We start from the raw sequence: 23481 nt of genomic DNA, 5'->3' as shown, positions 1-23481 counted from the left end.
TTGCGCGAGGCGGGACAATGGAAGGCGCTGACGATCCTGGAGGTACGTTCATGTCCGAGCCGCAGTCGGCTCACAGCGCGGCGGGCAAGCAGCCCGCCCCGCGCCTGAAACCCGCCCAGCTGGTGTTCGAGCCCGCCGCCCTGGCCGAGGACGAGGAGCACTTCTTCGACCTGGAGTCCATCGAGGACCCCCGGGAGCTGCTGTCGCGTGCGTCGGAGCTCGCCCTCGCCTTCCGCGCGGCCGCGGACCGGGCGACGGAGTTCCAGGCCATGGCCGCCGCGCAGCTCGCCGACCCCAAGCGCTTCGACCGGCTGACCCCCGCCGCCATCGCCGAGCAGGCGGGCTGGTCCGAGGACTACGCGAAGCGGATGATCGAGTTCGGCGAGGGCCTGATGCGCGGCGGGGACGCGGCGCTGTCCTGACGGCGCACGTGGCATATGCGTTCGGGGCAAGGTACCCGACACAGGGCGGGCGTGTCCGGCCTTCGGGGGATGTCGCGTAGCGAAACGTTCACTCACGGTAGTTGTATGGGTCATGAGTGATTGGCAGTGGCACACATGGCCGGGGGGCGTGCCGGAGTCCGCCTCCCACCCATATCCGTACGCGCAGTACCCCACCCCCGACGGGGCCGACTGGCTCGCCTCCGCCAGCGCCTTCCCGCGCAGCGTGCGCGCGCTGTGGTCCGCCCGGCCCACCGCGCCCAGCGTGCTGCCCTGCGGGACGGCCTTCGACGCGGTGAACCTGCCGGCCCTGTTCGGGCGCCGGGTCCTGGAGCAGCTGTGGTCCGCGGGACCGGGCTCCGGCCCGGCCGCGACGCTGCGCGGACGGCTGCTGCTGCTCGCCGAGCCGGGCACCGCCGCGCGCCTCCCCACGCTGCTCGGCTGGGAGGAGTGGGGCCTGACGGTGCCGCCGGTCCTGTGCCACGGCGCGGGGGACTCGGTGGCGCTGCCCCCGCCGTACGGGGACACCGGCCACGCGCGTTCCCGCTGGCTGGTCGCCCCCGACACCCGCCGGCCCTGGCTCCCCGGGGCCGACGTCCTGCTGTGGGCCTGCGTCCGGGCGGCCCGCGCGGAGGCCGGATGATTATCGATTTTCACCCGCCCGCAAGCGGATGCTAATGTCTACGACGTCAGCGAGCGCCGCTAGCTCAACTGGCAGAGCAGCTGACTCTTAATCAGCGGGTTCGGGGTTCGAGTCCCTGGCGGCGCACTCACGGCAAGGCCGTTGACCTGGGCGCTCTCCCATCGGGAGGGCGCCTTTCGTCATTGCGTGCCGTGCTCCCGGGGCCGCTACGGGCCGTCCCACAGGGGGCGCGTGGTGGTGATGCGCACCGTCCAGCCCTCGTCCTCCCGGTCACGGCGGAGGACCTCGACGGTGAGGCCGCGGGCGGGGTCGGTGAAGCGTCCGCCGGTGGAGAACGGGGCGTCGTTGAGCGCGTTGAAGGTGGCGCTGCTGTACTCGCAGGCGGAGGTGCGCGGGTGGGCGTCCGCGACGGTGACGGGGCCGTGCCCCGAGGCGACGTCGGTGCGCACCTGGTAGACGAGCACCCCCTCGCGGCAGGCCTCGCTGTCGTTGCCGCGGGCGGCGCGCGCCTCGACCACGTACGCCCGGGTCCGGCCCAGGGGGATGACCGCCGCCTTGCGGCCGCCGGGCACCTCGACCGGGGTGAGGTGCACCGAGCGGGCGCCCGGGTCGCGGACGCAGACGACCTGCCAGTCGTCCAGCCAGCCCAGCCGCCACTTGTGCCAGGCGAAGAGGTCGCCCTGCAGGCCCCAGTCCAGCGACATGCTGTCCCACTGGCCCGCGAGGGTGTCGGTGTGCCCGAAGTCCTCGACGGAGTACAGGTCGGGCAGCCCGAAGGCGTGGCCGTTCTCGTGGCTGAGCACGCGTGCCCCGGACTGGTCGTGGCCGTAGACCAGGGAGACCCGGTCCAGGCTCGTGCCGTCGTCGGTGGTGGCGGCCGAGGCGCCGGTCCAGGTCACGGAGAGGACGGCCTGTTCGGCGGGCGGACCGGCGTTGGGCGTCACCAGGACGTTGACCAGGTCGTACCCCGAGAAGTCGACCTCGCGGTCGGCGACGCGCAGCAGGTCCCGCATCATGGCGGTGTGCGTCCGCCAGCCGTAGCCGCGCCCTATCCCGTACGACTCGAAGGGCCGGGGCATGCGGATGTAGCGCAGTACCGGCGTGGAGACGTAGCGCAGTTTCCCGTACGAGGCGCGGTAGAACCAGTGCCGCACGGCGGGGAAGAACTCGCTGTAGCGCTCGGCGGCGCTGTAGGGGGCGGGCTTGTCGGGGAAGTCGACGAGCAGGGTGAGCGCCCGCACCTCGCCGGTGGCGCGGGCGAACTCCCGGCCGTCGGCGCCCCCGAACCCCTCGGACATCGTGACGCCCGGCGCCGCGCGCAGCGCACAGGGGCGGTCGGCGGGCGGGGCCGCGGCGGGCGCGCCCTCGGTGACGGCGGTGCTGCCGGCGGCGAACAGGAGCACCGAGGCCACGACCGCGAGCGCCCGGGGACCGCGCATCGCCTCAGCCCTGGGTGACCTGGACGGTCCAGGATCCGTCGGAGTGGCGGTCGGCGACGCGGACGCGCGCCGAGCGGCCGAGGGCGTACGTCTCCCCCGTCCGCAGCGGGGCGTCGGCGAGCGGCGGGTAGACCGAGGACTCGCCGCACCCCTCGCTGCCCGGGTGGGCGTCGACGACGTCCACGGGACCGTCGCCCGACGACACGTCGGCCCGGACGCGGTACATCAGCACGCCCTGGCTGCAGGTGAGACGGTCGTTGCCGAGGGCGGCGCGGGCCTCGATGGCGACGGCGCCCTCCAGGCCCGCGGGCAGCACCAGCAGCTTGGTGCCCCCGGGCCGCTCCACGGGGCTGAGGCGGAAGGTGTGCGTGCCGCCCTCGATGACGCAGCGGACCTGCGACGGCCGGAGCCAGCCCAGTTTCCACTTGTGCCAGGCGAAGAAGTCCGGGGCCAGGCCGAACTGACTGCCCATGAGGTCCCAGTCCCCGACGTGGGTGTCCCAGTCGGCGATGCTGCCCGCGGGCGGCCGGTAGTAGAGGTCGGGCAGGTCGAAGGCGTGGCCGGTCTCGTGGGCCAGCACGTTGATGTCCGGCGGGTGGCCCTCGAAGACGGTGACGAAGCGGTGCAGGTCCGCGCCGTCGACCTGGACCGGCCGGCCGAGGTTGACCACCTTGGTGGCGTCCGGGTCGACGCCCGGGGCGTCGGGGTCGGCGACCAGGTAGACGACCCCGTACCGGGAGAAGTCCACCTGCCGGTCGGCCGCGACCACGGCGTCCCTCAGGTAGCGGGCGCGCAGCGCGGGGCTCCAGTCGCGGCCGATGCCGTACGCGGTGGACGGCGCGGGCATGCGCAGCCAGTGCGGCAGGATGCGCGGCCGCAGCCGGAAGGTGCCGTACGAGGCGCGGGCGAAGAAGTCGGTGGTGGCCGGGAAGTGATCGGCCGCCAGTTCGCCGGGGCTGATGGTGGGGGCGGCGTCGGGGAACGCCAGGAACACCATCAGCGCGTCAACGTCGCCGCGGGCGCGCGGGTAGGCGGCGTTCCAGGCGCTGACGCCCTCGGAGTGGTGGGCCCGGGTCCGCTGCAGGGCGCACAGCGAGGAGTCCGAACCGCCGGCCGCGGGGCCGGTGACCAGCGTCCACGCGACGACGGCCGCGAAGACGCTGACGGCGGCGATGGCCGCCCGGATCCCGTCGGGGGCATGCCCGCGGACGCTCCGGCGGAACCGCCGATGCGCACGTATGGGTAGCCCTGACAGCGGCACGTGGACCTCCCGTACGGGGTCGGGACACCCACATCACGCTGCTACGGTTTGCTATGTTTTGCCCTGTTATGCTGCGCCGCCCGGGTTACCGTCCGATCACTACAGTGCGTAATGAGTGACGAAAACCGGTCAATGGAATTCAGGGGCCAATCACAAATGATCAAGATCGCATGCCGCGTGCCGAGAATCACCACGACGGCGGTGGCCGCGACAATTCCCCAACGTCTATGATCGGCACATTTCCAGCGTGAACGCCGCTTCTTGGCGGTCATTCGATTCCTCCACGACCACGTGTGCGAGACGACACCTATGCGGGAGCCAGCGGTGGGCGGACCCTCGGGAGGCCCGGACCTCGAACCCGAGGCGACAGCCACGACGGTCACTCAGCGTCACGCTTCGGCCTCGGAACGGTCAGCCTCCGAACGGCCGGCCCCGGAGCGCACGTCGCCGGAGGTGCGCGACTACCGCGCCGCCTTCAACGTGGCCAGGCTGCCGATGGCACTGGTCGACCCCGACGGGCGGGTGCGCGAGGCCAATCCGGCGCTCGGCGCGCTGCTCGGCGCGGACCCGCTGCTGCTCACCACCCGCACGGCGGCGGAGTTGCTCGGCCTCGCCGGCGCCGGCGGCGAGGCGCCCCCGCTCGCGGAGAGCCCGGAGTACGCCGAGTACGAGGACGTACTGACCGGACGGCGCGGGGAGTTGCGCCGCACCAGACCCGTGCGCGGACCGGAGGGACGCACGGTCTGGGCGGAGGTCGTCGTCGTGCCCGTGCCCGGCGGTGCGCTGATGTCCGTGGAGGACCTGGGCGAGACCCGCGACCTGCGCGAGGAGTTGCGGCACCTGCGGATGCACGACCCGGTCACCCGGCTCCCCAACCGGCAGTTGTTCTTCGAGCGCCTGGCCACCGCGCTGGAGGGCGCCGACAGCCGCACCGGCCGGATCGGCCTGTGCTACCTCGACCTCGACGGCTTCAAGGCCATCAACGACACCCTCGGCCACCGGATCGGCGACCGGCTGCTCAAGGCCGTCGCCGGCCGGCTCTCGGACTGCGCGGCCCGCCTCGGGCGCAGCGGGACGCTCGTCGCCCGGCTGGGCGGCGACGAGTTCGCCGTCCTCGTCGAGGACTCCACCGGCACCGGGCAGGCCACCGGGCTCGCCGACTCCGTACTGACCGCGCTGCAGTTGCCCTTCGACCTCGCCGGGCAGCGCCTGGCGGTCTCGGCCAGCATCGGCGTCGTCGAGCGCGAGGCCGCCGGGGCCACCGCCACCGGTATCATGCAGGCCGCCGACACCACCCTGTACTGGGCCAAGGCCGACGGGAAGGCCCGCTGGACGCTCTTCGACCCCGAGCGCAACGCCCACCGGATGACCAAGCAGGCGCTGTCGAGCACCCTGCGGCAGGCCGTGGAGCGCGGGGAGTTCACGCTGGAGTACCAGCCGCTGGTGGAGCTCGGCACCGGCTGCCTGCGCGGGGTCGAGGCCCTGGTGCGCTGGGAGCACCCGCACTTCGGGCGGCTCGGGCCGAACCGGTTCATCCCGCTCGCGGAGGAGAACGGCTCCATCGTCCAGCTCGGCCGCTGGGTGCTCGCCGAATCGTGCCGCCAGGCACGGCAGTGGCAGAAGGACTGGCCCGACGACCCCCTCTTCGTCAGCGTCAACGTCGCCGTGCGCCAGGTATGGGACTCCGACCTGGTCGCCGACGTCGCGGAGATCCTCGACGACACCGGGCTGCCGGCCGGGCTGCTGCAACTGGAGCTGACCGAGTCGGCGGTGATGGGCTCGGCCGGCCGGCCGCTACAGGCCCTGCACGCCCTGCAGGAGATGGGCGTGCGCATCGCCATCGACGACTTCGGCACCGGCTACTCCAACCTGGCCTACCTCAGCCGGCTGCCGGTCTCCGCGCTCAAGCTCGACGGCAGCTTCGTGCACGGCTTCCGCGACGGCCTGCACCCCAACCCGGCCGACGAGACGATCGTCGAGGCGCTGGTGCAGCTCGCCCACCGGCTCGGGCTGACCGTCACCGCCGAGTGCGTGGAGAACGCCGAGCAGGCGGAGCGGCTGCGCCGGATCGGCTGCGACACCGGGCAGGGGTGGCTGTACTCGCGCCCCGTGCCGGCCGAGGGCATCGCCGCCCTGCGCGGCCCCGGGCCGGACGCCGCCGCCCCCGGGGAATAGCGGGAGCCGGCGCCGGGTTGGTCGTTGCCGTAGGCAGCGAACCGGCCGCAGGAGGCGACGCAGGCACGTGGACACGAACGACCCGGTACGAGGAACCACCCTCGGCAACGCACCCGTCCCGCTCTCCGTCCTCGACCTGGCGGGTGTCGGCAGCGGCCTCACCGCGAGGGACGCCCTCGTCTCCGGGGTCGAGCTGGCCCGGCTCGCCGAGGCCCGCGGCTACCACCGCTACTGGGTCGCCGAGCACCACTCGATGCCCGGGGTCGCGTCCTCCTCCCCCGCCGTGATCCTCGCCCACCTCGCCGCCCACACCGAGCGCATACGCCTCGGCTCCGGCGGCGTCATGCTGCCCAACCACGCGCCGCTGGTCATCGCCGAGCAGTTCGGCACCCTGGAGGCGCTGGCGCCTGGCCGGGTCGACCTCGGCCTCGGCCGCGCCCCCGGCACCGACGGCGCCACGGCCGCCGCGCTGCGCCGCACGGACCGGCTGAACGAGGGCGCCGACGAGTTCCCGCAAGCGCTGTCCGAACTCCTGCGCTTCCTGGACGACGACTTCCCCGAGGGCCACCCCTACGCGCGCATCCATGCCATCCCCGGTCCCGTGCAGGGCACGGTGCCGGGCGGTGTGCAGTCCGCGGCGCGGCCGTCGGTCTGGCTGCTCGGCTCCAGCACCTTCAGCGCCCGGCTGGCCGCGGTCCTCGGACTGCCCTTCGCCTTCGCCCACCACTTCTCCGCGGCGAACACCGAACCGGCGCTGGAGCTGTACCGCAGGTCCTTCCGGCCCTCCGAGGTGCTGGACGAGCCGTACGCGCTGATCGGCGTCGCGGCACTGGCGGCGGAGGAGGAGAAGGACGCCCGCCGGCAGGTGCTCAGCGGCGCCCTGGGCATGCTGCGCCTGCGCATGGGACGCCCGGGCCTGCTGCCCTCCCCTGAGGAGGCGGAGGCGTACGAGTTCAGCCCGGCCGAGCGGGACTTCGTCGACGGGTGGCTCGGCAACGTGGTGCACGGCACGCCGGACGCGGTCCGCGAGGGCCTGGACGCGCTGGTGCGCCGCACGGGCGCACAGGAGCTGATGATCACGGCCAACGCCCACACGCCCGCCGCGCGGGTGCGTTCCTACGAGCTGATCGCCGACGCGTACGGCCTGCCCGGCGGCGCCTGACCCCGGGGCCGGGACGTGGGCGCCGCCGCCCACGCCCCGGCCGTACCGCCCGTCCGCGCGCTCGGGACCGCTCCGCTAGACGTCCACCGCCACGTACGTGATCTCCAGGTACTCGTCGATCCCCACGGCGCCGCCCTCGCGTCCGGTCCCGGACTGCTTGACGCCGCCGAAGGGCGCCGCGGGCGTGGAGACCACGCCCTTGTTGAGGCCGAGCATGCCCGTCTCCAGCTCCTCGGCGTAGCGGATCCCGCGCCGCAGGCTCTCCGTGAAGACGTAGCCGACCAGGCCGAACACGGTGTCGTTGGCCAGCCGGATCGCCTCGTCGTCGTCCTCGAAGGTGACGACCGGCGCGACCGGGCCGAAGATCTCCTCCCGCAGCATCGCCGCGTCCGGCGGCACGTCGGCCAGCACGGTCGGCGGGTAGAAGTAGCCGGGGCGGTCCGAGAGCGGGGCGCCGCCGGTGACCGCGCGGGCCCCGGCCGTCACGGCGTCGCGCACCAGGCGGTCCACCTTGTCCAGGCCCGCGCCGTCGATCAGCGGGCCGACCTGGGTGCCGGGCTCGGTGCCGCGGCCGACGACCATGGAGCCGAGCTTCTCGGCGAGCCGCCCGGTGAAGGCCTCGGCCAGCTCGCGGTGGACGTAGATCCGGTTGGCGGCCGTGCAGGCCTCGCCGATGTTGCGCATCTTGGCGATGGCCGCGCCTTCCACGGCCTTCTCCAGGTCCGCGTCCCGGCAGACGATGAGGGGGGCGTTGCCGCCCAGCTCCATGGAGGTGCGCAGCACCTGCCGCGCGCTCAGCTCGATGAGCTTCTGCCCGACGCCCGTGGAACCGGTGAAGGAGAGCTTGCGCAGCCGCGGGTCCCGCGTCAGGGGGTCGCTGATCTCCGCCGGGCGTGAGGTGGTCAGCACGTTGAGCACGCCGTCCGGCAGCCCGGCCTGCCCGAGGACCTCGGCGAGGGCGAGCATCGACAGCGGTGTCTGGTGGGCCGGCTTGACGATCATGGTGCAGCCCGCGGCGACGGCGGGGCCGATCTTGCGGGTGCCCATCGCCATGGGGAAGTTCCAGGGGGTGATCAGCAGCGCCGGGCCCACCGGCCGGCGCATCACCCAGATCCGGCCGTTGCCGTCGGGCGCGGTGCGCCAGCCGCCCTCGATCCGCACCGCCTCCTCGGAGAACCAGCGGAAGAACTCGGCGGCGTAGAGGACCTCGCCGCGCGACTCGGCGACCGGCTTGCCCATCTCCAGGGTCATCAGCAGGGCGAGTTCGTCCTGCCGCTCCACGATGAGCTCGTAGGCCCGGCGCAGGATCTCCCCGCGCTCGCGCGGCGCCGTGGCCGCCCATCCCTCCTGCGCGGCGGCCGCGGCGTCCATCGCCGCCTCGGCGTCATCGGCCCCGGCGTCCGGCACGGCACACAGCGACCGCCTGGTGGAGGGGTCCTCGACCTCGTACTCGCGCCCGTCGCTCGCCGGCCGCCAGCGGCCGCCGACGAGCAGTGCCTTCGGCACCCGCTCGACGACCAGCTGCTCGCGCTTGCCGTTCCCTTCGGTGCTGTCGCTCATGGCAGCTCCCTGCCTCTCGCGGACGTTCCGGACATCGGGTACCCCACCAGATTCGCATGAATGCCCCCGGTGCGCCGGGGTAGGCGCGGCCCTCGTGCGGTCACCGCGCCGCACGGAAGCGAACTACCGGAGGTCTGGTTCATGTCGGAGCGCAGTGCACTGTCCCGCAGGGGTTTCCTCTCCCGTACCGCGGCCGTCGGCGGTCTCGCCGCGGTCCCGGGGTTGCTGGCGGCCTGCAGCCGGACCCAGGTGGGCACCGGCGCGCCCACCGGCGACGGCGACCTGCTGGCCAGGCTGAGGAAGCAGGGGTACGTCCGGGTCGGGTTCGCGGGCGAGGCCCCGTACGGGTACCGGGACGGCAACGAGCTGGCCGGCGAGGCGCCCACCCTCCACCGGGAGATCTTCACGGCGCTCGGCGTACCGGAACTGCGGCCCACGCTCACCGACTTCGGCGCGCTCATACCGGGCCTGACCGCCGACCGCTTCGACGTGGTCAGCGCCGGGATGGCGATCACGCCCGACCGGTGCAGAAAGGTGATCTTCTCGGAGCCCGAGTTCGTCTCGCCGACCGCCCTGATGGTCCGCGAGGGCAACCCCAAGGGCCTGAGCGACCTGGTGTCCTGCGCCCGCGAGAAGGCCACCGTCGGCGTCCTCAGCGCGGCGGTCGAGGCGGACTACGCGGACGCCGCGGGGGTGCCGCTGACCTCGGTGAAGTCCCTGGCCAAGCAGCAGGACGGGGTGGACGCGCTGCTCGCCGGGCGGATCGACGCCTTCGCCCTGACCGGGATCTCGCTGCGCTGGCTGGCCCGCACCAACGACGGCGCCGCGGTGGAGGTGCTGGACCCCTTCCTGCCGGTGGTCGGCGGCCGCAAGCAGTACAGCCCGGGCGGCGCGGTGTTCCGGCAGGACGCGACCGCACTGCGCGACGCGTTCAACAAGGAGCTGGGGAGGATCACCGCCGACCCCGGCCGCTACACGTCCCTCATCGGGAAGTACGGCTTCACCAAGGCGGAGGTCCCGCCGGCGACCCTGCGCACCGCACAGCTGTGCAAGGCCTGAGGCGGCGCCTTGTCCTCGTCCCCGTACCTCCTCCGCGCCGGTGAACCCCTCTCCGGCCTCACGGAGTTCACGCACTCCCTGCCGAGCCTGGGGGCCGGCCTGTGGGTCACCGTGCAGGCCACCGTCCTGGGCGCGGCACTCGCGCTGCTGCTCGCCTTCGTCCTCGGCTTCATGGCGCGCTCGCGGCGGCTGCTCGTGCGCGGCGGCGCCCGGGTGGTCGTGGAGTTCTTCCGCGGCACCTCGCTGTACGTCCAGATGTTCTGGCTCTTCTTCGCGCTGCCGATCCTCGGCTTCAAGCTCGTGCCGCTCGCCTGCGCCGTGGTCGCCTTCGGGCTCAACTACGGGGCGTACGGCTCGGAGGTCGTCCGGGGCGCCCTCGACGCCGTGCCCGCCGGGCAGCGGGAGGCGGCGGTCGCGCTGAGCATGACGCCCTGGCAGCGGATGCGCCTGGTGGTCCTGCCGCAGGCCTGGCCGCAGATGATCCCGCCGCTCGGCAACCTGCTGATCCAGCTGCTGAAGTGCACGCCCCTGATGTCGTTGATCACCATCTCGGACCTCACCTTCCAGATGGACCAGCTCCGTTCGACCACCGGTGACACCGCGACGGCGTACCTGCTGCTCCTGGTCGTCTACTTCGTCCTGGCGTACGCGCTGACGCTGGCCGTGAACGGCCTGGAGTCCGTGGCCAAGGCACGGCTCGGGCAGCCGGCGGGAGGTCGGGCCTGATGTGGAGCTGGGAGACGGCCCGCGAGGGCCTGCCGCTGATCCTGCGCGGCTTCGGGATCACCCTGCTGGCCACGGTGCTGGGCTCGGCGCTCGCCGTCGTGCTGGGACTGGGGATCGCGGTGCTGCGGCGCACGGCCGGCCGCTGGGTGACGCTGCCGCTGCGGGCGGCCGTGGAGTTCGTGCGCTCGACGCCGGTGATGATCCAGCTCTTCGCGGTCTGGGTGCTGGTGCCGGGCCTGGACCCGCTGGTGATCGGGATCACCGTGCTCGGCGTGCACTACGCGACGTACACCTCGGAGGTGTACCGGGCGGGCATCGACGCGGTGCCGAAGGGGCAGTGGGAGGCGGCCGTCGCCCTGTCGCTGCCGCGGGCGCGCACCTGGTCCGCCGTGGTGCTCCCGCAGGCGGTGCGGAAGATCGTGCCCGCCCTCGGCAACTACGTGATCTCGATGTTCAAGGAGACGCCCTTCCTCTCGGTCATCACCGTCGACGAGATGGTGCACGAGGCGAACCGCTTCGGCAGTGACCACTTCGCCTACCTGGAGGCGTTCACCATCGCGGCCGTGGTCTTCCTGGTCGCGAGCTGCCCCACCTCGATCCTGATGCGGAAGCTGGAGAAGCGCCTTGCTCACTGAAGAGTCCACCGTCCCCGCCGGGTCGCCTCCCACGGCGCCCGCCGTCCGCTTCGACCGGGTGGTCAAGCGGTACGGGGAGAACACCGTGCTCGACCACCTCGACCTGGAGGTCGGCCGCGGGGAGCGCGTCACGCTGATCGGCCCGAGCGGTTCCGGCAAGACGACCATCCTGCGGCTGCTGATGACCCTGGAGCGGGTCACCGAGGGCGTCATCCACGTGGAGGGCACGCCCTTCTCCCACATGCCGGGCCGCGGCGGGCGGCTCGTGCCGGCCGACGAGCGGCACCTGCGCGCCACGCGGCGCCGGATCGGCATGGTGTTCCAGCACTTCAACCTCTTCCCGAACATGAAGGTGCTGGACAACGTCACCGAGGCCCCGGTGCACGTCCTCGGCATGGACCGCGACGAGGCCGCCGAGCGCGCCCGCGGGCTGCTGGAGCTGGTGGGTCTCGCCGACAAGCAGGACGCCCACCCCACCCGGCTCTCCGGCGGCCAGCAGCAGCGTGTCGCCATCGCCCGGGCGCTGGCGATGCGGCCCGACATCCTGCTGCTGGACGAGGTGACCTCGGCGCTCGACCCCGAACTGGTGGCCGGTGTGCTGGACGTGCTCAGGGACATCGCCCGCGGCACGGACATCACGCTGCTCTGCGTCACCCACGAGATGGGGTTCGCCCGGGACGTCTCGGACCGCGTACTGATGTTCGACGGCGGCCGGGTCGTCGAGTCGGGTCCGCCGGAGCGGATTTTCGGCTCCCCGGAGCACGCCAGGACCCGGGAATTCCTCGGTGCGGTGCTCTGAGGAAAATTGGTCCGTGCCCTTGGCATATGCCAGAGTGGCGCGTTCCTGCGTATACGCCTGAGGCCCCGTACGGAAAGCGCCAACGGGCTCTACTGCAAACAACATTGAGGCTATCGTGGAATCCGGCCCAGCTGCCGGGCCCGCCCGTCGTGCCCGGCAGCCGTGACCAGCAGCTACAGCAAGGACGCAAACGGTCACACCTGTAGGGGGACACCGTGGCGCTTGAGCACCGACAGGTCGCGCCGGTCTACGCGGTCCAGCACGCGCTGCGCGTGCTCGAGACCGTGGACAAGCACAGGAACGGCGTCACCGCCGAGCAGCTCGCCCGCGAAATCGGGGTACCCATCGCCTACCTCGGCCAACTCCTCGCGATGCTCAACCGCGAGCGCTACCTCAACGCCCTGCCCGGCGGCGGGTACGCGGTCGGGGAGTCGCTGGTCCTGCTGGGCAGCGCCAGCCGCGACCTGGCCCTCGGCGAGAAGATCAAGAAGATCCTGACGGCCCTGCGCGACGAGGTCGGCGCGGCCGTCTACTTCAGCCGCTACGACGACGGCGAGGTCAAGATCGTCGACTTCGCCGACGGCCCGGCGGCACCCAAGGTCAACGAGTGGGTGGACTTCCGCTTCGCCGCCCACGCCAGCGCGGTCGGCAAGTGCCTGCTCACCCAACTCGACCACAACGGACGCCGCGACCACCTGTCCCGGCACAAGACGGTACGGCTCACCTCCAAGACGACGATCAGCGAGAAGCTGCTGCTGACCAAGCTGGAGAGCCAGCCGGCCAGCACCCCGACCCTGGACATCCAGGAGTACGCGATCGGCACGGTCTGCGCCGCGATCCCGATCACCGTCGGAAAGGCGGTCGGCTGCCTCGCCCTCTCCCTGCCCGTCACCCAGGCCCACCGCCTCAAGGGCGCGGCCGACACCCTCAACGAGCGGGCGGCGCCGGTGCTGCTCTCACTGACCCTCTGAGGCCGCGACGACGCACGCACCCGACCGGACACGACGAAGGGCGCCCCTCCCGGAGGAGGGGCGCCCTCTCGCTGTGCGCCGCCAGGGACTCGAACCCCGAACCCGCTGATTAAGAGTCAGCTGCTCTGCCAGTTGAGCTAGCGGCGCGTGCAGGACAATCATACGGGGTCCAGGGGGGTGCTCATGACCACGCCCGCCGGCCCCGGGGCCTGACCGGCCCCCTCGCCGAACTCCCGTACGGCCGCCCGCCACGCGGGCATGCTGAGGGGCCCGGCAAGAGGGGGGAGGTATGCCGGGCCCGTCAGCGTGGGGGGAGGGGGTGTGGCTTTTGGGGGGTGTTGTTGTCTTTGGGGGTACTACGCCCGGGACCTACCAGGCGATGTCATTCGCGTGGATGACGAGGTTGGGCGCCGTCCACGCGATGTCACCGGCCGGTGCAGGCTGCGCGGATGCTGCGCTCGCGCCGATCAGCCCCATCGAGATGGAAGCGACGACGCCCAGTGCGACACGGAGGGCGAAGCGGCGAATCGAAGTCATGGCAGGCCTGTCCTGGGGGTGTGAGCTGGGGTATTGCTGGTGGAGGTGCTGCGCCGGTCTGGGGGAACCGTACGACTGACTGAATTCTGTCGGACGCCGGGCCGCTGGTCTGTAGTTTTCGCGTTCCGGATTCGGACATGGCCCTATGCGGACACATGGGACCGGATGGGCCCCGAAGGGTCCATACACGAGCCCCGCCCCTTAACCTGATCGAAGCCGGGGGTGACGTGAAGCATTGGGGGTGCGAGCAGTGACCGACGACCTTCTGCGCGCCCGGGCGCAGGAACTCTACGCCCTGGCACTCGCCGAGGCCGACTGGACACCGGAGAGCGTCTGTTCACTCACCGGCTGGTCGCGCGAAGAACTGGACGAAGCCCTGCGCTGCCTGGCGGAACTGGGGCTCGCGGCCCAGTTCCCCTCCTCCCGCAGCGGCTGGTCGGTGCACTCCCCCGCGACGGCGATGGCCCAGCTCATCGAGGGCAGCCGCCGGCGCACCGAGGAACTGGTCGGCACCATCACCCACGCCCACACCGCGCTCAGCCAGGTGGCGTCCGAATTCCAGCCAGTGCACATGCGGCAGCTGGCGGAGGCGCGCATCGAGGTCGCCGCCCAGCCGTCCCAGATCGCGGCGATCCTGGACGAGGCGGCGAGCACCGTCACGACCGAGATCCTGTCGATGCACCCCAGCGCGCTGCCCGAGGACCACCTCTTCGAGGCGGACGACCGCAACCGTGAGGCGCTCAGCCGGGGCGTCGCGATGCGCTCCATCCACCTGGCCACGGCCGCGGCCGTGCCGCACGTGCGCGCTCACCTGCGGACCATGGTCAACGACGGCGGCGAGGTCCGTACGGCGGCGACGGTGCCCATGAAGCTGATCATCGTCGACCACACCCTCGCCATCGTGCCGCCGCTCGGCCCCGAGGCCCACTCCGAGCGGAGCCCGGGCTCCGCCATGGTGCTGCGCAGCCCCGCCATGGTGGCCGTGCTGCGGCAGATGTTCGAGCACTGCTGGGCCGCGGCCTCGGACCTGTTCACCGACGACGTCGGCGCCGCCCCCGCCGCACGGCACCGGGAGGTCGTCCGGCTGCTCGCCTCCGGGCTCACGGACGAGGCCATCGGCCGGAAGCTGGGCCTGTCCGACCGGACGGTACGGCGGATAGTGGCCGAGCTGATGCAGCAGATAGGGGCGGACAGCCGGTTCCAGGCGGGGGTGAAGATGGTCCGCCTCGGATGGCTGGACGACGACCCCGCGCTCCTGGACGACGTGGTCGGGAGCACCCCCACAGGTCCGGTAGGATCCTCTCTGTCGGTGAGCGCCGCTAGCTCAACTGGCAGAGCAGCTGACTCTTAATCAGCGGGTTCGGGGTTCGAGTCCCTGGCGGCGCACAGCGAGAGGGCGTCCTTCCTTCGGGAAGGGCGCCCTCGCTCATTTGTGCGGCAAGGGCGGCGTCCCGGGTGACTCGGTGCGAAAATATCCCGTAACGATGATGTGAGGGCTCTACGGGGGCTCACGAGGAGGCCATGCGCGCGCACGATCCGCCGCCGCCCGGCACGGGCAGGGAGGCCCGGCCGAGTCCAGGGGCCGCCTCGCCCGGGGGCCTGCTCGACCTGCTGCAGGTCGCGGCGATGGTGCTGGACCGGACCGGTCACATCGTGCTGTGGAGCCCAGAGGCCGAGCGTCTGTTCGGTTACTCGGCGGCCGAGGCGCTGGGCCAGAACGCCGGTCTGCTGCTGGTGGCGCCGGACAAGCTGGAGCTGGTCACCGAGCTGTTCAAGCAGGTCAGGGCGGGTGCCATCTGGCAGGGCGTGTTCCCGATCGTGCACGCCGACGGCACGACCCGCGACGTGGAGTTCCGCAACATGCGGATGCACGACGTGGACGGCGGCGTGTACGCGCTGGGCCTGGGCGCCGACCTCTCCACGGTGCGGCGCGTGGAGACGGACATGGCGCTGTCCGCCAGCCTCGTCGACCAGTCCCCGATCGGGCTCGCCGTCTTCGACACCGACCTGCGGATCGTGCGGGTCAACCGGGCCATGGAGGAACTGCACGGCCTGCCCGCCGCGGCCATGATCGGGCGCGGGGTGCGGGAGATCTCGCCCGGCGCGGAGTTCCGGGCGATGGAGGCCCGGATGCGGCAGGTGCTGGAGACCGGGGAGCCGCTGCTGGACCTGGAGACGGTGGTGCGGACCTACGCCGACCAGGAGCATGACCACGCCTGGTCGGTCTCGTACTACCGGATCCAGGACCCCACCGGGCGGGTGCTGGGCCTGGCCGCGTCGATCGCGGACTTCACCGAGCGCCACCAGGCGGCCGAGGAGATCGCCGAGGCCCGCGGCCGGCTCGCGGTGATCGCCGAGGCCGGCACCCGGATCGGCACCACGCTGGACCTGCAGCAGACCGCACGGGAGCTGGCCTCGGTGGTGGTGCCGACGCTCGCCGACATCGCCACCGTCGACGTGCTGGACGAGGTGCTGCGCGGCGGCCCGGTGCCCAAGGTGCGGGCCCAGCAGTCGGCCGAGTTCCGGGCGCTGGCCGTCGCCGCCGCCGAGTCCGGCGAGGCGATCGGCGCCGTCGACCCGGTCGGCGAGCTGGCCCGGTACCCCGACGACCGGCTGATCACCAAGATCGTGCGGGAGGGCCTGCCGGTGGTCGTGCACCGGGTGAGCAGCCGCATGCTGCGCCGCATAGCCCGCGACGAACGGGCCGCCGCCCAGCTGAAACGGGCGGGGGCGCACTCCTACCTCGCCGCGCCGCTGATCGCCCGCGGCGAGGTGCTGGGGGCGGTGGGGATGTTCCGCACCCGCAACCAGAAGCCCTTCGACGACGAGGACCGGACCCTGGCGCTGGAGCTGGCCGCCCGGGCCGCGATCTCCATCGACAACGCCCGGCTGTACGCGGGCGAGCGCAACGCGGCCCTGACCCTGCAGCGCAGCCTGCTGCCGCACGAGCCACCGCGCGTGGACGGGATCGAGATCTCCGCGCGCTACATCCCCGCCGTCCGGGAGGTCGGCGGGGACTGGTACGACGTCCTGCAGCTGCGGGACGGCAAGGTCGGCCTGATCGTCGGCGACGTGATGGGCAAGGGCCTGCACGCGGCCGCGATCATGGGCCAGCTGCGGACGGCGACCCGGGCCTTCTCCCGGCTCGACCTGCCGCCGCACGAGGTGCTGGCGCACCTGGACAACATCACCGGCAGCGCCGAGGGCGACTTCATCGCCACCTGCGTCTACGCCGTCTGCGACCCGGCGACCGGCCGCTGCCAGTTCGCCACCGCCGGGCACCTGCCGCCGGTGCTGGTGCCGCCCGGCGGCCGCGCCGAGCTGATCGACCTGCCCAGCGCGGTGCCGCTGGGCGTCGGCGGCATCCGCTTCCGCACGGTGGAGCGCAAGCTCCCCGAGGGCACCTTGCTGGCGCTGTTCACCGACGGGCTGGTCGAGGACCGCCGGCAGTCCATCGACGTGGGGCTGCGCACGCTGATGCGCGCGCTCAAGCTCAAGAGCCGCAACCGCTCGCTGGAGGACACCTGCGACGTCGTCCTGGGCGCCCGGCTGCAGTCACCCGACGACGACGTCGCCCTGCTGCTGGCCCGGATGGGGGCACCGGCGGCGGGCGACGACGAACAGGCCGACGACGAGCCGCCCGGCTTCGAGGCGGCCGACGGGAGCTGAGCCGCGGCTCCCGGCTCGCGGTGCTCGGTCCGCGCTCCCCGGTCCGCGCTTCCCGGTCCAAACTTCCCCGTCCGCGGTCCTGCCGCTGGTCACCCGCACACAACCAGACCAAATCGCTCATACGACCGGTTAACAACTCGTTTCACACCTTGCGATCAAGACGGGCATTCAGGGACGCTGGGACCGCAGGACATGTATGCGCCAAACGGACCTATGCGCCCTTACCGGTGAACGAAAGGGTCCGTTTCGGCGGCTTTTTCGTGTGGGGCCCTGGGGAGGGCCCTCAGGGGGCAAGGGGGGTGAATTCAGGCGTTACCTCACGGTCGTGCGGTCGTTGACGAGTCATAGTCGGCCTCACGCGACCCGGAGGCCACAGAACGCCCACGCATGCCCCGGGGGCGGGGGGCCGCAGCGCCCGGGGCGCCGACACCGCCGCGACAGCGGCGCGACATGCTTCGGGGGGAGCATCCACATGCCGCCGACACCCGGCGCCCAGCAGTACACGACCGACCCCAGGGCCGGCACAGCCGTGCCCGTCATACCCCAGCAGTCCCGTCCCGGCCCGTCCCGGCCGGACCCCGGCGCGGCCGCGCCCCGGTACGACTACGAGCACTACAGCAGACTCGCGGGCCCGCTCACGGAGCCGGAGCCCGGCGTCCCGTACCGGGTGAAGTACCGCAGCCTGCTCTCCGAGGAGCCCCACCGGATACGCGCGGCGCTGCTGCTCGGCGCGGCCCCGGTGCTCTCGGCGGTGCTGCTCGTCTGGCTGATGCAGCCGGCCCACTGGACCCGCCGGGAGAACGCGCCGGGCTGGATGGTCGCCTGCGACGCCGTGATGCTGATATCCATCGGCCTGATCGAGCTCTTCCGGCTGATCAACGTGACGTCCAACGCCCACGCGACGCTCGTCGCGCGCGATCCGGTACCCGTGGTCCCGGAGAAGGGCAGCAAGGTCGCCTTCGTGACCACCTTCGTGCCGGGCAAGGAGCCCCTGGCGATGGTGCGGGCGACCCTGGAGGCCGCGGTCCGCCTGCGGCACCGCGGCACACTGCACGTCTGGCTCCTGGACGAGGGGGACGACCCCGACGTCAAGCGCCTCTGCGAGCGCCTGAACGTACGCCACTTCACCCGCAAGGGCGTCGAACGCTGGAACCGGCCCAGCGGCGCCTTCCGCGCCCGCACCAAGCACGGCAACTACAACGCCTGGCTCGACGCCCACGGTGACGACTACGACTTCTTCGCCTCCGTCGACACCGACCACGTCCCGCTCCCCAACTTCCTGGAGCGGATGCTCGGTTACTTCCGCGACCCGGACATCGCCTTCGTCGTCGGGCCGCAGGTCTACGGCAACTACGACAGCGCCGTCACCAAGGCCGCCGAGAGCCAGCAGTTCCTCTTCCACGCGCTCATCCAGCGGGCCGGCAACCGCTACGGCTCCCCCATGTTCGTCGGGACCAACAACGCGGTGCGCGTCAGCGCCCTCAAGGGCGTCGGCGGGCTGTACGACTCCATCACCGAGGACATGGCCACCGGCCTGGAACTCCACCGGCACCGCAACCCCGCCACCGGCCGCAGATGGCGCTCGGTCTACACCCCGGACGTGCTCGCCGTCGGCGAGGGGCCGACCTCCTGGACCGACTTCTTCACCCAGCAGCTGCGCTGGAGCCGCGGCACCTACGAGACGCTCATCAAGCAGTTCTGGAGGGTGCCGTTCACCCTCTCCCCGGGGCGCCTGCTCAACTACACGCTGATGGTCGTCTACTACCCGATGACCGCCGTCAACTGGGTGCTGGGCGGCCTCAGCTGCGCGCTCTTCCTCGGCCTGGGCGCCTCCGGCATCCAGATCGACTCCGAGGTCTGGATGATGCTCTACAGCGACGCGGCGGCGCTGCAGATCGGCCTGTACGTGTGGAACCGGCGGCACAACGTCAGCCCCCACGAGCCGGAGGGCTCCTCGGGCGCGGCGGGCATGGTGATGTCGGCGCTGTCCGCGCCGATCTACGCCCGTTCGCTGATGGACGCGGTGCTGCGGCGCAAGAGCAGGTTCGTGGTCACGCCCAAGGGCGACTCCGCGAGCCCGGACCGGCTGCTGTCCACCTTCCGCATCCACCTGTTCTGGCTGCTCGTCTTCGGCGGCTCGCTCGCCGCCAGCTTCTTCAACGGCCACAGCCACGTGGCGATGCGCACCTGGGCGACGCTGGCGTTCGTCCTGGCGCTGGCGCCGGTCGCCGTCTGGTCCCTGTCCCTCGTCCGTGCCAGGAGCGCCGCCCGATGAGCTACCGACCCAGCCGCAGACTGCGGAAGATCGCCGTCGGGGGCACGGCCGTGGGGGTGCTCGCCGGGATGAACGCGCCCGCGATCTACGGCTACTCCGCCGCGAAGTACCACGACTACAAGATCAACCAGCCCGAGTACAAGGCCGCGTACGGCCACTGGGACCTGGTCGAGGTCCCCGAGGAGTTCCGGGTCAACGCCATCCACGCGGCGCTGCTGCGCACCGGGAAGGTGCTGCTGATCGCCGGTTCCGGCAACGACGAGCGGAACTTCAAGGCCAAGTCGTTCAAGAGCGTGCTCTGGGACCCGGTGGAGAACACCTTCAAGGAGGTCGACACCCCCAAGGACATGTTCTGCGCCGGCCACAGCCAGCTCGCCGACGGCACCCTGCTGGTGGCCGGCGGCACCGCCCGCTACGAGAAGCTCAAGGAGGCCGTGGACCGGGCGGGCGGCGCGATGCTCATCAAGAACGAGGACCCGGACGAGCCGCGGAACTTCCCCAAGGGCACGGTCTTCGTCAACAACGAGAACGGCCGCTCGTTCCGGTCGGAGTTCCCCGTCAACGTGCCCCGCGCCAAGAAGACCGTCGACGCCCGGACCGGCGAGGTCACCGTCACGGCGAGCGAGGCGCGGGTGTTCGTGCAGTCGCTGGTCAAGGGCGAGAAGGGCATCGTCAACACCGCGGCGCAGTACGGGATCAGGGGCCTTTCGGGCGAGGACCGGGAGAACCTCTACGGGCTGGCCACCAAGCTCGGCCTGGACAAGAAGGACTTCCAGGGGATCAAGGAGACTTACGAGTTCGACCCGGTCGCCGAGGCCTACGTCCCGGTCGACCCGATGAAAGAGGCCCGCTGGTACCCGACGCTGGTCACCCTCGCCGACGGCCGTGTGCTGTCGGTCTCCGGGCTGGACGACATCGGCCAGGTCGTGCCGGGCAAGAACGAGGTCTACGACCCGAGGACCCGCAGGTGGACGTACACCACCGAGCGGTACTTCCCCACCTACCCGGCGCTGTTCCTGATGAAGGGCGGGAAGATCTTCTACTCGGGCGCCAACGCGGGGTACGGGCCGGCCGACGAGGGCCGGGTCCCGGGTGTGTGGGACCTGCGCACCAACCGCTTCACCCCGGTGGGCGGGCTGGAGGACGCCGGGGACCTGGAGACCGCGGGCTCGGTGCTGCTGCCGCCCGCGCAGGACCAGAAGGTGATGGTGCTGGGCGGCGGCGGGGTCGGCGAGTCGCACTCCTCGACCACCCGCACCGCCGTGGTGGACCTGGACGCCGCGGACCCGCGCTACACGACCGGTCCCGACCTGCCCGAGCCGACCCGGTACCTGAACACGGTGATCCTGCCCGACGACACCCTGTTCACCACCGGCGGCTCCCGCGACTACCGGGGCCGCGGCGCCAGCGACGTCCTGCGGGCGCAGATCTACGACCCGGCGGACAACGCCTTCCGGGAGGCGGCCGACCCGTCGGTGGGCCGCAACTACCACTCCGAGGCGCTGCTGCTGCCCGACGGCCGGGTGGCGGTCTTCGGGTCCAACCCGCTCTTCGGGGACGCGGCCGACACCAAGCCGGGCTTCTTCGAGCAGCGGATCGAGGTCTACACCCCGGCGTACCGCTACCGGGACTCCCGGCCCTCGCTCGGCGAGGGCCCGGCGTTCGTCCGGCGCGGCGGCACGGCCACGTACCCGACGGCGTACGCGGAGCACATCGAGACGGCACGGCTGATGCGGCCGAGCGCGGTCACCCACGCCACCGACGTGGAGCAGCGGTCGATCGCGCTGGACGTGCGACGGGGGAAGGGGACGGTGAGCGTGACCGTCCCCGCGGACCCGTCGATCGTGCCGCCGGGCTGGTACATGCTGGTCGTCACCGACGACGAGGGCACGCCCTCCGAGGCGCGCTGGGTGCGGGTGACCTGAGGCCGGGGGCCCGGCGCGCGGTCAGGAGGCCGCGCGCCGGGCCAGCCCCAGGGCGTACTCGGGCCACCAGTCGCCCGCCTGCGGGCCGCCCTTGCAGGTGCCGTCGGAGTCGCCGGGGCGCTTGATCCACAGGTAGGCGTCGACGAGTCCGTCGCCGGTGTCGGTGGTGGGCGGGGTGCCCAGACCGCGGCCGGGCGGGTTGCACCAGGCCTCGTCGTGGGCGCCGTCGAGGGGGCCGCGGCCGTTGCGGCTGGTGTCGATGACGAAGTGCTTGCCGCCGAGCCGGGCGGACAACTTCCTGCCGTACGCGGTGTTCGCGGCGGTGGTGTAGAAGTTCGAGGTGTTGAGGGCGAAGCCGTCGGCACCGGCGATGCCGGCCGCGCGCAGCGGTCCCGCCAGGCGCGCGGGGTCGCTGACCCAGCCGGAGTTGCCGGCGTCGAGGTAGACCCGTGCGCGGGGAAGCGCGCCGAGGGTGTCCACGGCGTGGGTCAGCAGGGCGTAGCGCTCGTCGTGGAACTCGGCCGGTGTGCAGCCGTCGACGAGGTGGGTGAGGGCGTCCGGTTCGAGGACCACCAGGGCCTCGCGGTCGCCGATGCCGGCCGCGACCTCGGCCACCCAGGCGCGGTAGGCGGCGCCGTCGGCGGCACCGCCCCGTGAGTACTGGCCGCAGTCGCGGTGCGGGATGTTGTAGAGCACGAGCACGGGCACCCGGTCGTCGCGGGCGGCGGACTCGGTGTAGGTCCTGGCCCGCGCCTCGGCGTCGTCCTGGCCGATCCACTCGGCGACGGGCCGGCCGGCGATCCTCTCCAGCAGTTCGGCGTCGGCCTCCCGGCCGCCCGCGCGCCACTGCGCCACCTGCCGGGCCGCGGCCGTGTCGGGGTTGACCCAGAACGGCGCCCCCGCCGTGCTCGCGGGGCTGCTGCTCCGGTCGTCTCCACCCTTGTCCTGGTTCCCCCCGGGCCTGCCGGTGCCGAAGCAGCCGCCGAGGGCGACGGAGAGGAGTCCGGCGGCGGACACGGCGCACGCCGCTCTGCGCAGCGGGCCGGTGTTGGTGCCGAACATCCACTCCCCCTTGGATGGCGGGACGAGACCGGTCGTCCTCAATCCTGACATACCGAACCCTCAACAGGCCCTGGGATCGGGCCAGTCCGCGACTTTCCCGTCGAATGCCGCGTCTCGTCCGCATGGCAGAATCCCCCGGCGAAGCCGTGGCCGCCGAGGGCTGGAGCCGTACGTGACAGAGCACCCGACGCACAGTGCGCGCGAGCTGCGGCTCGCCGAGGTCTTCGTGGAGTTCGCCGACACCCTGGACGGCGACTTCGACGTGGGCGTCTTCCTGGAGCGGGTGGCCGACCGCTGCGTGGAGATGCTGGACGTGACGGCGGCCGGGCTGCTGCTGGACGACGGCCGCGGGGAGCTGCGGACCGCGGCCGGCCGCGGCGGGGCGGGCGAACTCCTCGGGCGGCAGCGGGAGGAGGGGCCGTGCCTGGAGTGCTACCGGGGTTCCGACGTGGTCACCGCCCCGGACCTGGCGCGCTGCGACGACCGCTGGCCGCGCTTCGCCCCGCTCGCCCGCGACCGGGGCTTCCACGCGACGTACGCCGTGCCGCTGCGGCGCAGGGCGCAGGTGATCGGGGCGCTCAACCTGTTCCGGGAGGTGCCGGGCGATCCGCCGCGCGGTGACGTGGCGCTGGCCCGGGCCTTCGCGGACGCCGCCGCCGTCGGGATCCTCCAGGAACGGGCCCGGCAGCGGCAGGAGTCGCTGGCGGCCCAGTTGCAGGCCGCGCTGGACAGCCGGGTCGTGCTGGAGCAGGCCAAGGGCATGCTGGCGGAACGCTGGGGCGTCGGTGTGGACGAGGCGTTCACGGCGCTGCGGCGGTACGCGCGCACCCACCGGGTGCGGCTGGCGGACCTGGCCGCGGGCGTGGTGGGCGGCGCGGTGGACTCCGACGCCCTGCGGGGGCCCGGCGGTTGACGCGCGGTGCCCGTGGCCGGCGCGGGCGAACACCCGTGCCGGAGCGGCGGTTCCGGCACCCGGTGCGGACCCTCCCCGAACACGGTCACGGGTCCGGGGCGCGGGCCGGGATCGTCGCGCCCAGGTCGACCAGCCGCCCGACGTCGGAGGTCAGCGGCCGTACCCGCGCGTCCCCGGGGTTCGCGGCCGGTCGCAGTCCGCGGCCACGGCGGCCCCTCTCGGCACGGCGC

At 72.5% G+C, this 23481-nt stretch carries 21 protein-coding genes and 3 tRNA genes; 16 read left to right on the top strand and 8 right to left on the bottom strand.

Translation table 11 applies throughout. From position 1 onward, the window contains the following. The first annotated feature begins 50 nt into the window (after positions 1–50). The 3 genes from ABZ479_RS11760 (at position 51) to ABZ479_RS11750 (ending at position 1209) form a co-directional block, all read left to right on the top strand. Positions 51–422 (top strand): DUF8844 domain-containing protein, encoded by a 372-nt coding sequence (locus ABZ479_RS11760; RefSeq protein WP_500461442.1) that lies wholly within the window; start codon positions 51–53, stop codon positions 420–422. 112 nt (positions 423–534) lie between these two features. Then, entirely contained in the window at positions 535–1083 is a 549-nt protein-coding gene (locus ABZ479_RS11755) for a bifunctional DNA primase/polymerase (RefSeq protein ID WP_500461441.1), read from the top strand. A gap of 53 nt (positions 1084–1136) precedes the next feature. Next, positions 1137–1209: transfer RNA gene (locus ABZ479_RS11750), tRNA-Lys, on the top strand. A gap of 80 nt (positions 1210–1289) precedes the next feature. On the opposite strand, the gene ABZ479_RS11745 is transcribed toward ABZ479_RS11750, so the two are convergent. Together ABZ479_RS11745 and ABZ479_RS11740 are read right to left on the bottom strand one after the other, a co-directional pair. Beyond that, complete coding sequence (locus ABZ479_RS11745; RefSeq protein ID WP_500461440.1) at positions 1290–2522, bottom strand: M6 family metalloprotease domain-containing protein; 1233 nt, start codon at positions 2520–2522, stop codon at positions 1290–1292. A 4-nt stretch (positions 2523–2526) separates the two neighbouring features. Then, complete coding sequence (locus ABZ479_RS11740; RefSeq protein ID WP_500461515.1) at positions 2527–3708, bottom strand: M6 family metalloprotease domain-containing protein; 1182 nt, start codon at positions 3706–3708, stop codon at positions 2527–2529. 384 nt (positions 3709–4092) lie between these two features. On the opposite strand from ABZ479_RS11740, the gene ABZ479_RS11735 reads away from it, so the two are divergent. Together ABZ479_RS11735 and ABZ479_RS11730 are read left to right on the top strand one after the other, a co-directional pair. After that, positions 4093–5958 (top strand): putative bifunctional diguanylate cyclase/phosphodiesterase, encoded by a 1866-nt coding sequence (locus ABZ479_RS11735; RefSeq protein WP_500461439.1) that lies wholly within the window; start codon positions 4093–4095, stop codon positions 5956–5958. A 67-nt stretch (positions 5959–6025) separates the two neighbouring features. Beyond that, complete coding sequence (locus ABZ479_RS11730) at positions 6026–7120, top strand: LLM class flavin-dependent oxidoreductase (protein WP_499599206.1); 1095 nt, start codon at positions 6026–6028, stop codon at positions 7118–7120. A gap of 75 nt (positions 7121–7195) precedes the next feature. Here the strand turns inward: ABZ479_RS11730 and ABZ479_RS11725 are convergent, their stop codons facing one another. Continuing rightward, positions 7196–8680, bottom strand: a complete 1485-nt coding sequence (locus ABZ479_RS11725; protein ID WP_500461438.1) for an NAD-dependent succinate-semialdehyde dehydrogenase — start codon at positions 8678–8680, stop codon at positions 7196–7198. A gap of 141 nt (positions 8681–8821) precedes the next feature. On the opposite strand from ABZ479_RS11725, the gene ehuB reads away from it, so the two are divergent. The 5 genes from ehuB (at position 8822) to ABZ479_RS11700 (ending at position 12870) form a co-directional block, all read left to right on the top strand. Next, on the top strand, positions 8822–9739 hold the full coding sequence (gene ehuB, locus ABZ479_RS11720; protein ID WP_500461437.1) for an ectoine/hydroxyectoine ABC transporter substrate-binding protein EhuB: 918 nt from the start codon (positions 8822–8824) through the stop codon (positions 9737–9739). Between the two features lie 78 nt (positions 9740–9817). After that, positions 9818–10465 (top strand): ectoine/hydroxyectoine ABC transporter permease subunit EhuC, encoded by a 648-nt coding sequence (gene ehuC, locus ABZ479_RS11715; RefSeq protein WP_500461514.1) that lies wholly within the window; start codon positions 9818–9820, stop codon positions 10463–10465. Next, complete coding sequence (gene ehuD, locus ABZ479_RS11710) at positions 10465–11100, top strand: ectoine/hydroxyectoine ABC transporter permease subunit EhuD (RefSeq protein WP_500461436.1); 636 nt, start codon at positions 10465–10467, stop codon at positions 11098–11100. Before ehuC ends, ehuD begins: the two co-directional genes overlap by 1 nt. Beyond that, positions 11090–11899: an ectoine/hydroxyectoine ABC transporter ATP-binding protein EhuA gene (ehuA, locus tag ABZ479_RS11705; protein WP_500461435.1), complete on the top strand. Its 810-nt coding sequence runs from the start codon at positions 11090–11092 to the stop codon at positions 11897–11899. The genes ehuD and ehuA overlap by 11 nt, the downstream gene beginning before the upstream one ends. 215 nt (positions 11900–12114) lie before the next feature. Beyond that, positions 12115–12870, top strand: coding sequence for an IclR family transcriptional regulator (locus ABZ479_RS11700; protein WP_500461434.1), 756 nt, complete (start codon positions 12115–12117; stop codon positions 12868–12870). Positions 12871–12944: 74 nt separating this feature from the next. On the opposite strand, the gene ABZ479_RS11695 is transcribed toward ABZ479_RS11700, so the two are convergent. The 4 genes from ABZ479_RS11695 to ABZ479_RS11680 all read right to left on the bottom strand — a co-directional run bounded on the left by ABZ479_RS11695 (position 12945) and on the right by ABZ479_RS11680 (position 14523). After that, positions 12945–13017 (bottom strand) — tRNA-Lys (locus tag ABZ479_RS11695). A 222-nt stretch (positions 13018–13239) separates the two neighbouring features. Continuing rightward, positions 13240–13407, bottom strand: coding sequence for a hypothetical protein (locus ABZ479_RS11690; RefSeq protein ID WP_500461433.1), 168 nt, complete (start codon positions 13405–13407; stop codon positions 13240–13242). A 288-nt stretch (positions 13408–13695) separates the two neighbouring features. Then, the gene (locus ABZ479_RS11685) at positions 13696–14187 is read right to left on the bottom strand and encodes a hypothetical protein (RefSeq protein WP_500461432.1); all 492 of its coding nucleotides are present in this window, start codon (positions 14185–14187) and stop codon (positions 13696–13698) included. A gap of 27 nt (positions 14188–14214) precedes the next feature. Beyond that, positions 14215–14523, bottom strand: coding sequence for a hypothetical protein (locus ABZ479_RS11680; RefSeq protein WP_500461431.1), 309 nt, complete (start codon positions 14521–14523; stop codon positions 14215–14217). Here ABZ479_RS11680 and ABZ479_RS11675 point away from each other — a divergent pair. The 5 genes from ABZ479_RS11675 to glxA all read left to right on the top strand — a co-directional run bounded on the left by ABZ479_RS11675 (position 14435) and on the right by glxA (position 21276). After that, positions 14435–14758, top strand: coding sequence for a LuxR C-terminal-related transcriptional regulator (locus ABZ479_RS11675; RefSeq protein ID WP_500461513.1), 324 nt, complete (start codon positions 14435–14437; stop codon positions 14756–14758). The two genes, ABZ479_RS11680 and ABZ479_RS11675, sit on opposite strands and share 89 nt — an antisense overlap. Next, positions 14721–14793, top strand: a tRNA-Lys gene (locus ABZ479_RS11670). Before ABZ479_RS11675 ends, ABZ479_RS11670 begins: the two co-directional genes overlap by 38 nt. 135 nt (positions 14794–14928) lie before the next feature. Then, positions 14929–17076: a SpoIIE family protein phosphatase gene (locus ABZ479_RS11665; RefSeq protein WP_500461430.1), complete on the top strand. Its 2148-nt coding sequence runs from the start codon at positions 14929–14931 to the stop codon at positions 17074–17076. 472 nt (positions 17077–17548) lie between these two features. Beyond that, positions 17549–19351 carry a glycosyltransferase family 2 protein gene (locus tag ABZ479_RS11660; protein ID WP_500461429.1) on the top strand — a complete coding sequence of 601 codons (1803 nt, stop codon included), beginning with the start codon at positions 17549–17551 and terminating at the stop codon, positions 19349–19351. Then, positions 19348–21276 (top strand): radical copper oxidase GlxA, encoded by a 1929-nt coding sequence (gene glxA / locus ABZ479_RS11655; protein ID WP_500461428.1) that lies wholly within the window; start codon positions 19348–19350, stop codon positions 21274–21276. Before ABZ479_RS11660 ends, glxA begins: the two co-directional genes overlap by 4 nt. A 21-nt stretch (positions 21277–21297) precedes the next feature. Here the strand turns inward: glxA and ABZ479_RS11650 are convergent, their stop codons facing one another. Next, positions 21298–22338 carry a glycoside hydrolase family 6 protein gene (locus ABZ479_RS11650; RefSeq protein ID WP_500461427.1) on the bottom strand — a complete coding sequence of 347 codons (1041 nt, stop codon included), beginning with the start codon at positions 22336–22338 and terminating at the stop codon, positions 21298–21300. 172 nt (positions 22339–22510) lie between these two features. Between ABZ479_RS11650 and ABZ479_RS11645 the strand changes: the two genes are divergently transcribed. Then, positions 22511–23251, top strand: coding sequence for a GAF and ANTAR domain-containing protein (locus tag ABZ479_RS11645; protein WP_500461426.1), 741 nt, complete (start codon positions 22511–22513; stop codon positions 23249–23251). Positions 23252–23481 lie beyond the last annotated feature (230 nt).

The sequence above is a fragment of the Streptomyces sp. NPDC005722 genome (assembly GCF_040630935.1).
Classification (GTDB): domain Bacteria; phylum Actinomycetota; class Actinomycetes; order Streptomycetales; family Streptomycetaceae; genus Actinacidiphila.
Note: the sequence above shows the minus strand (reverse complement) of the source record. Positions and strands in the feature narration are given on the sequence as shown.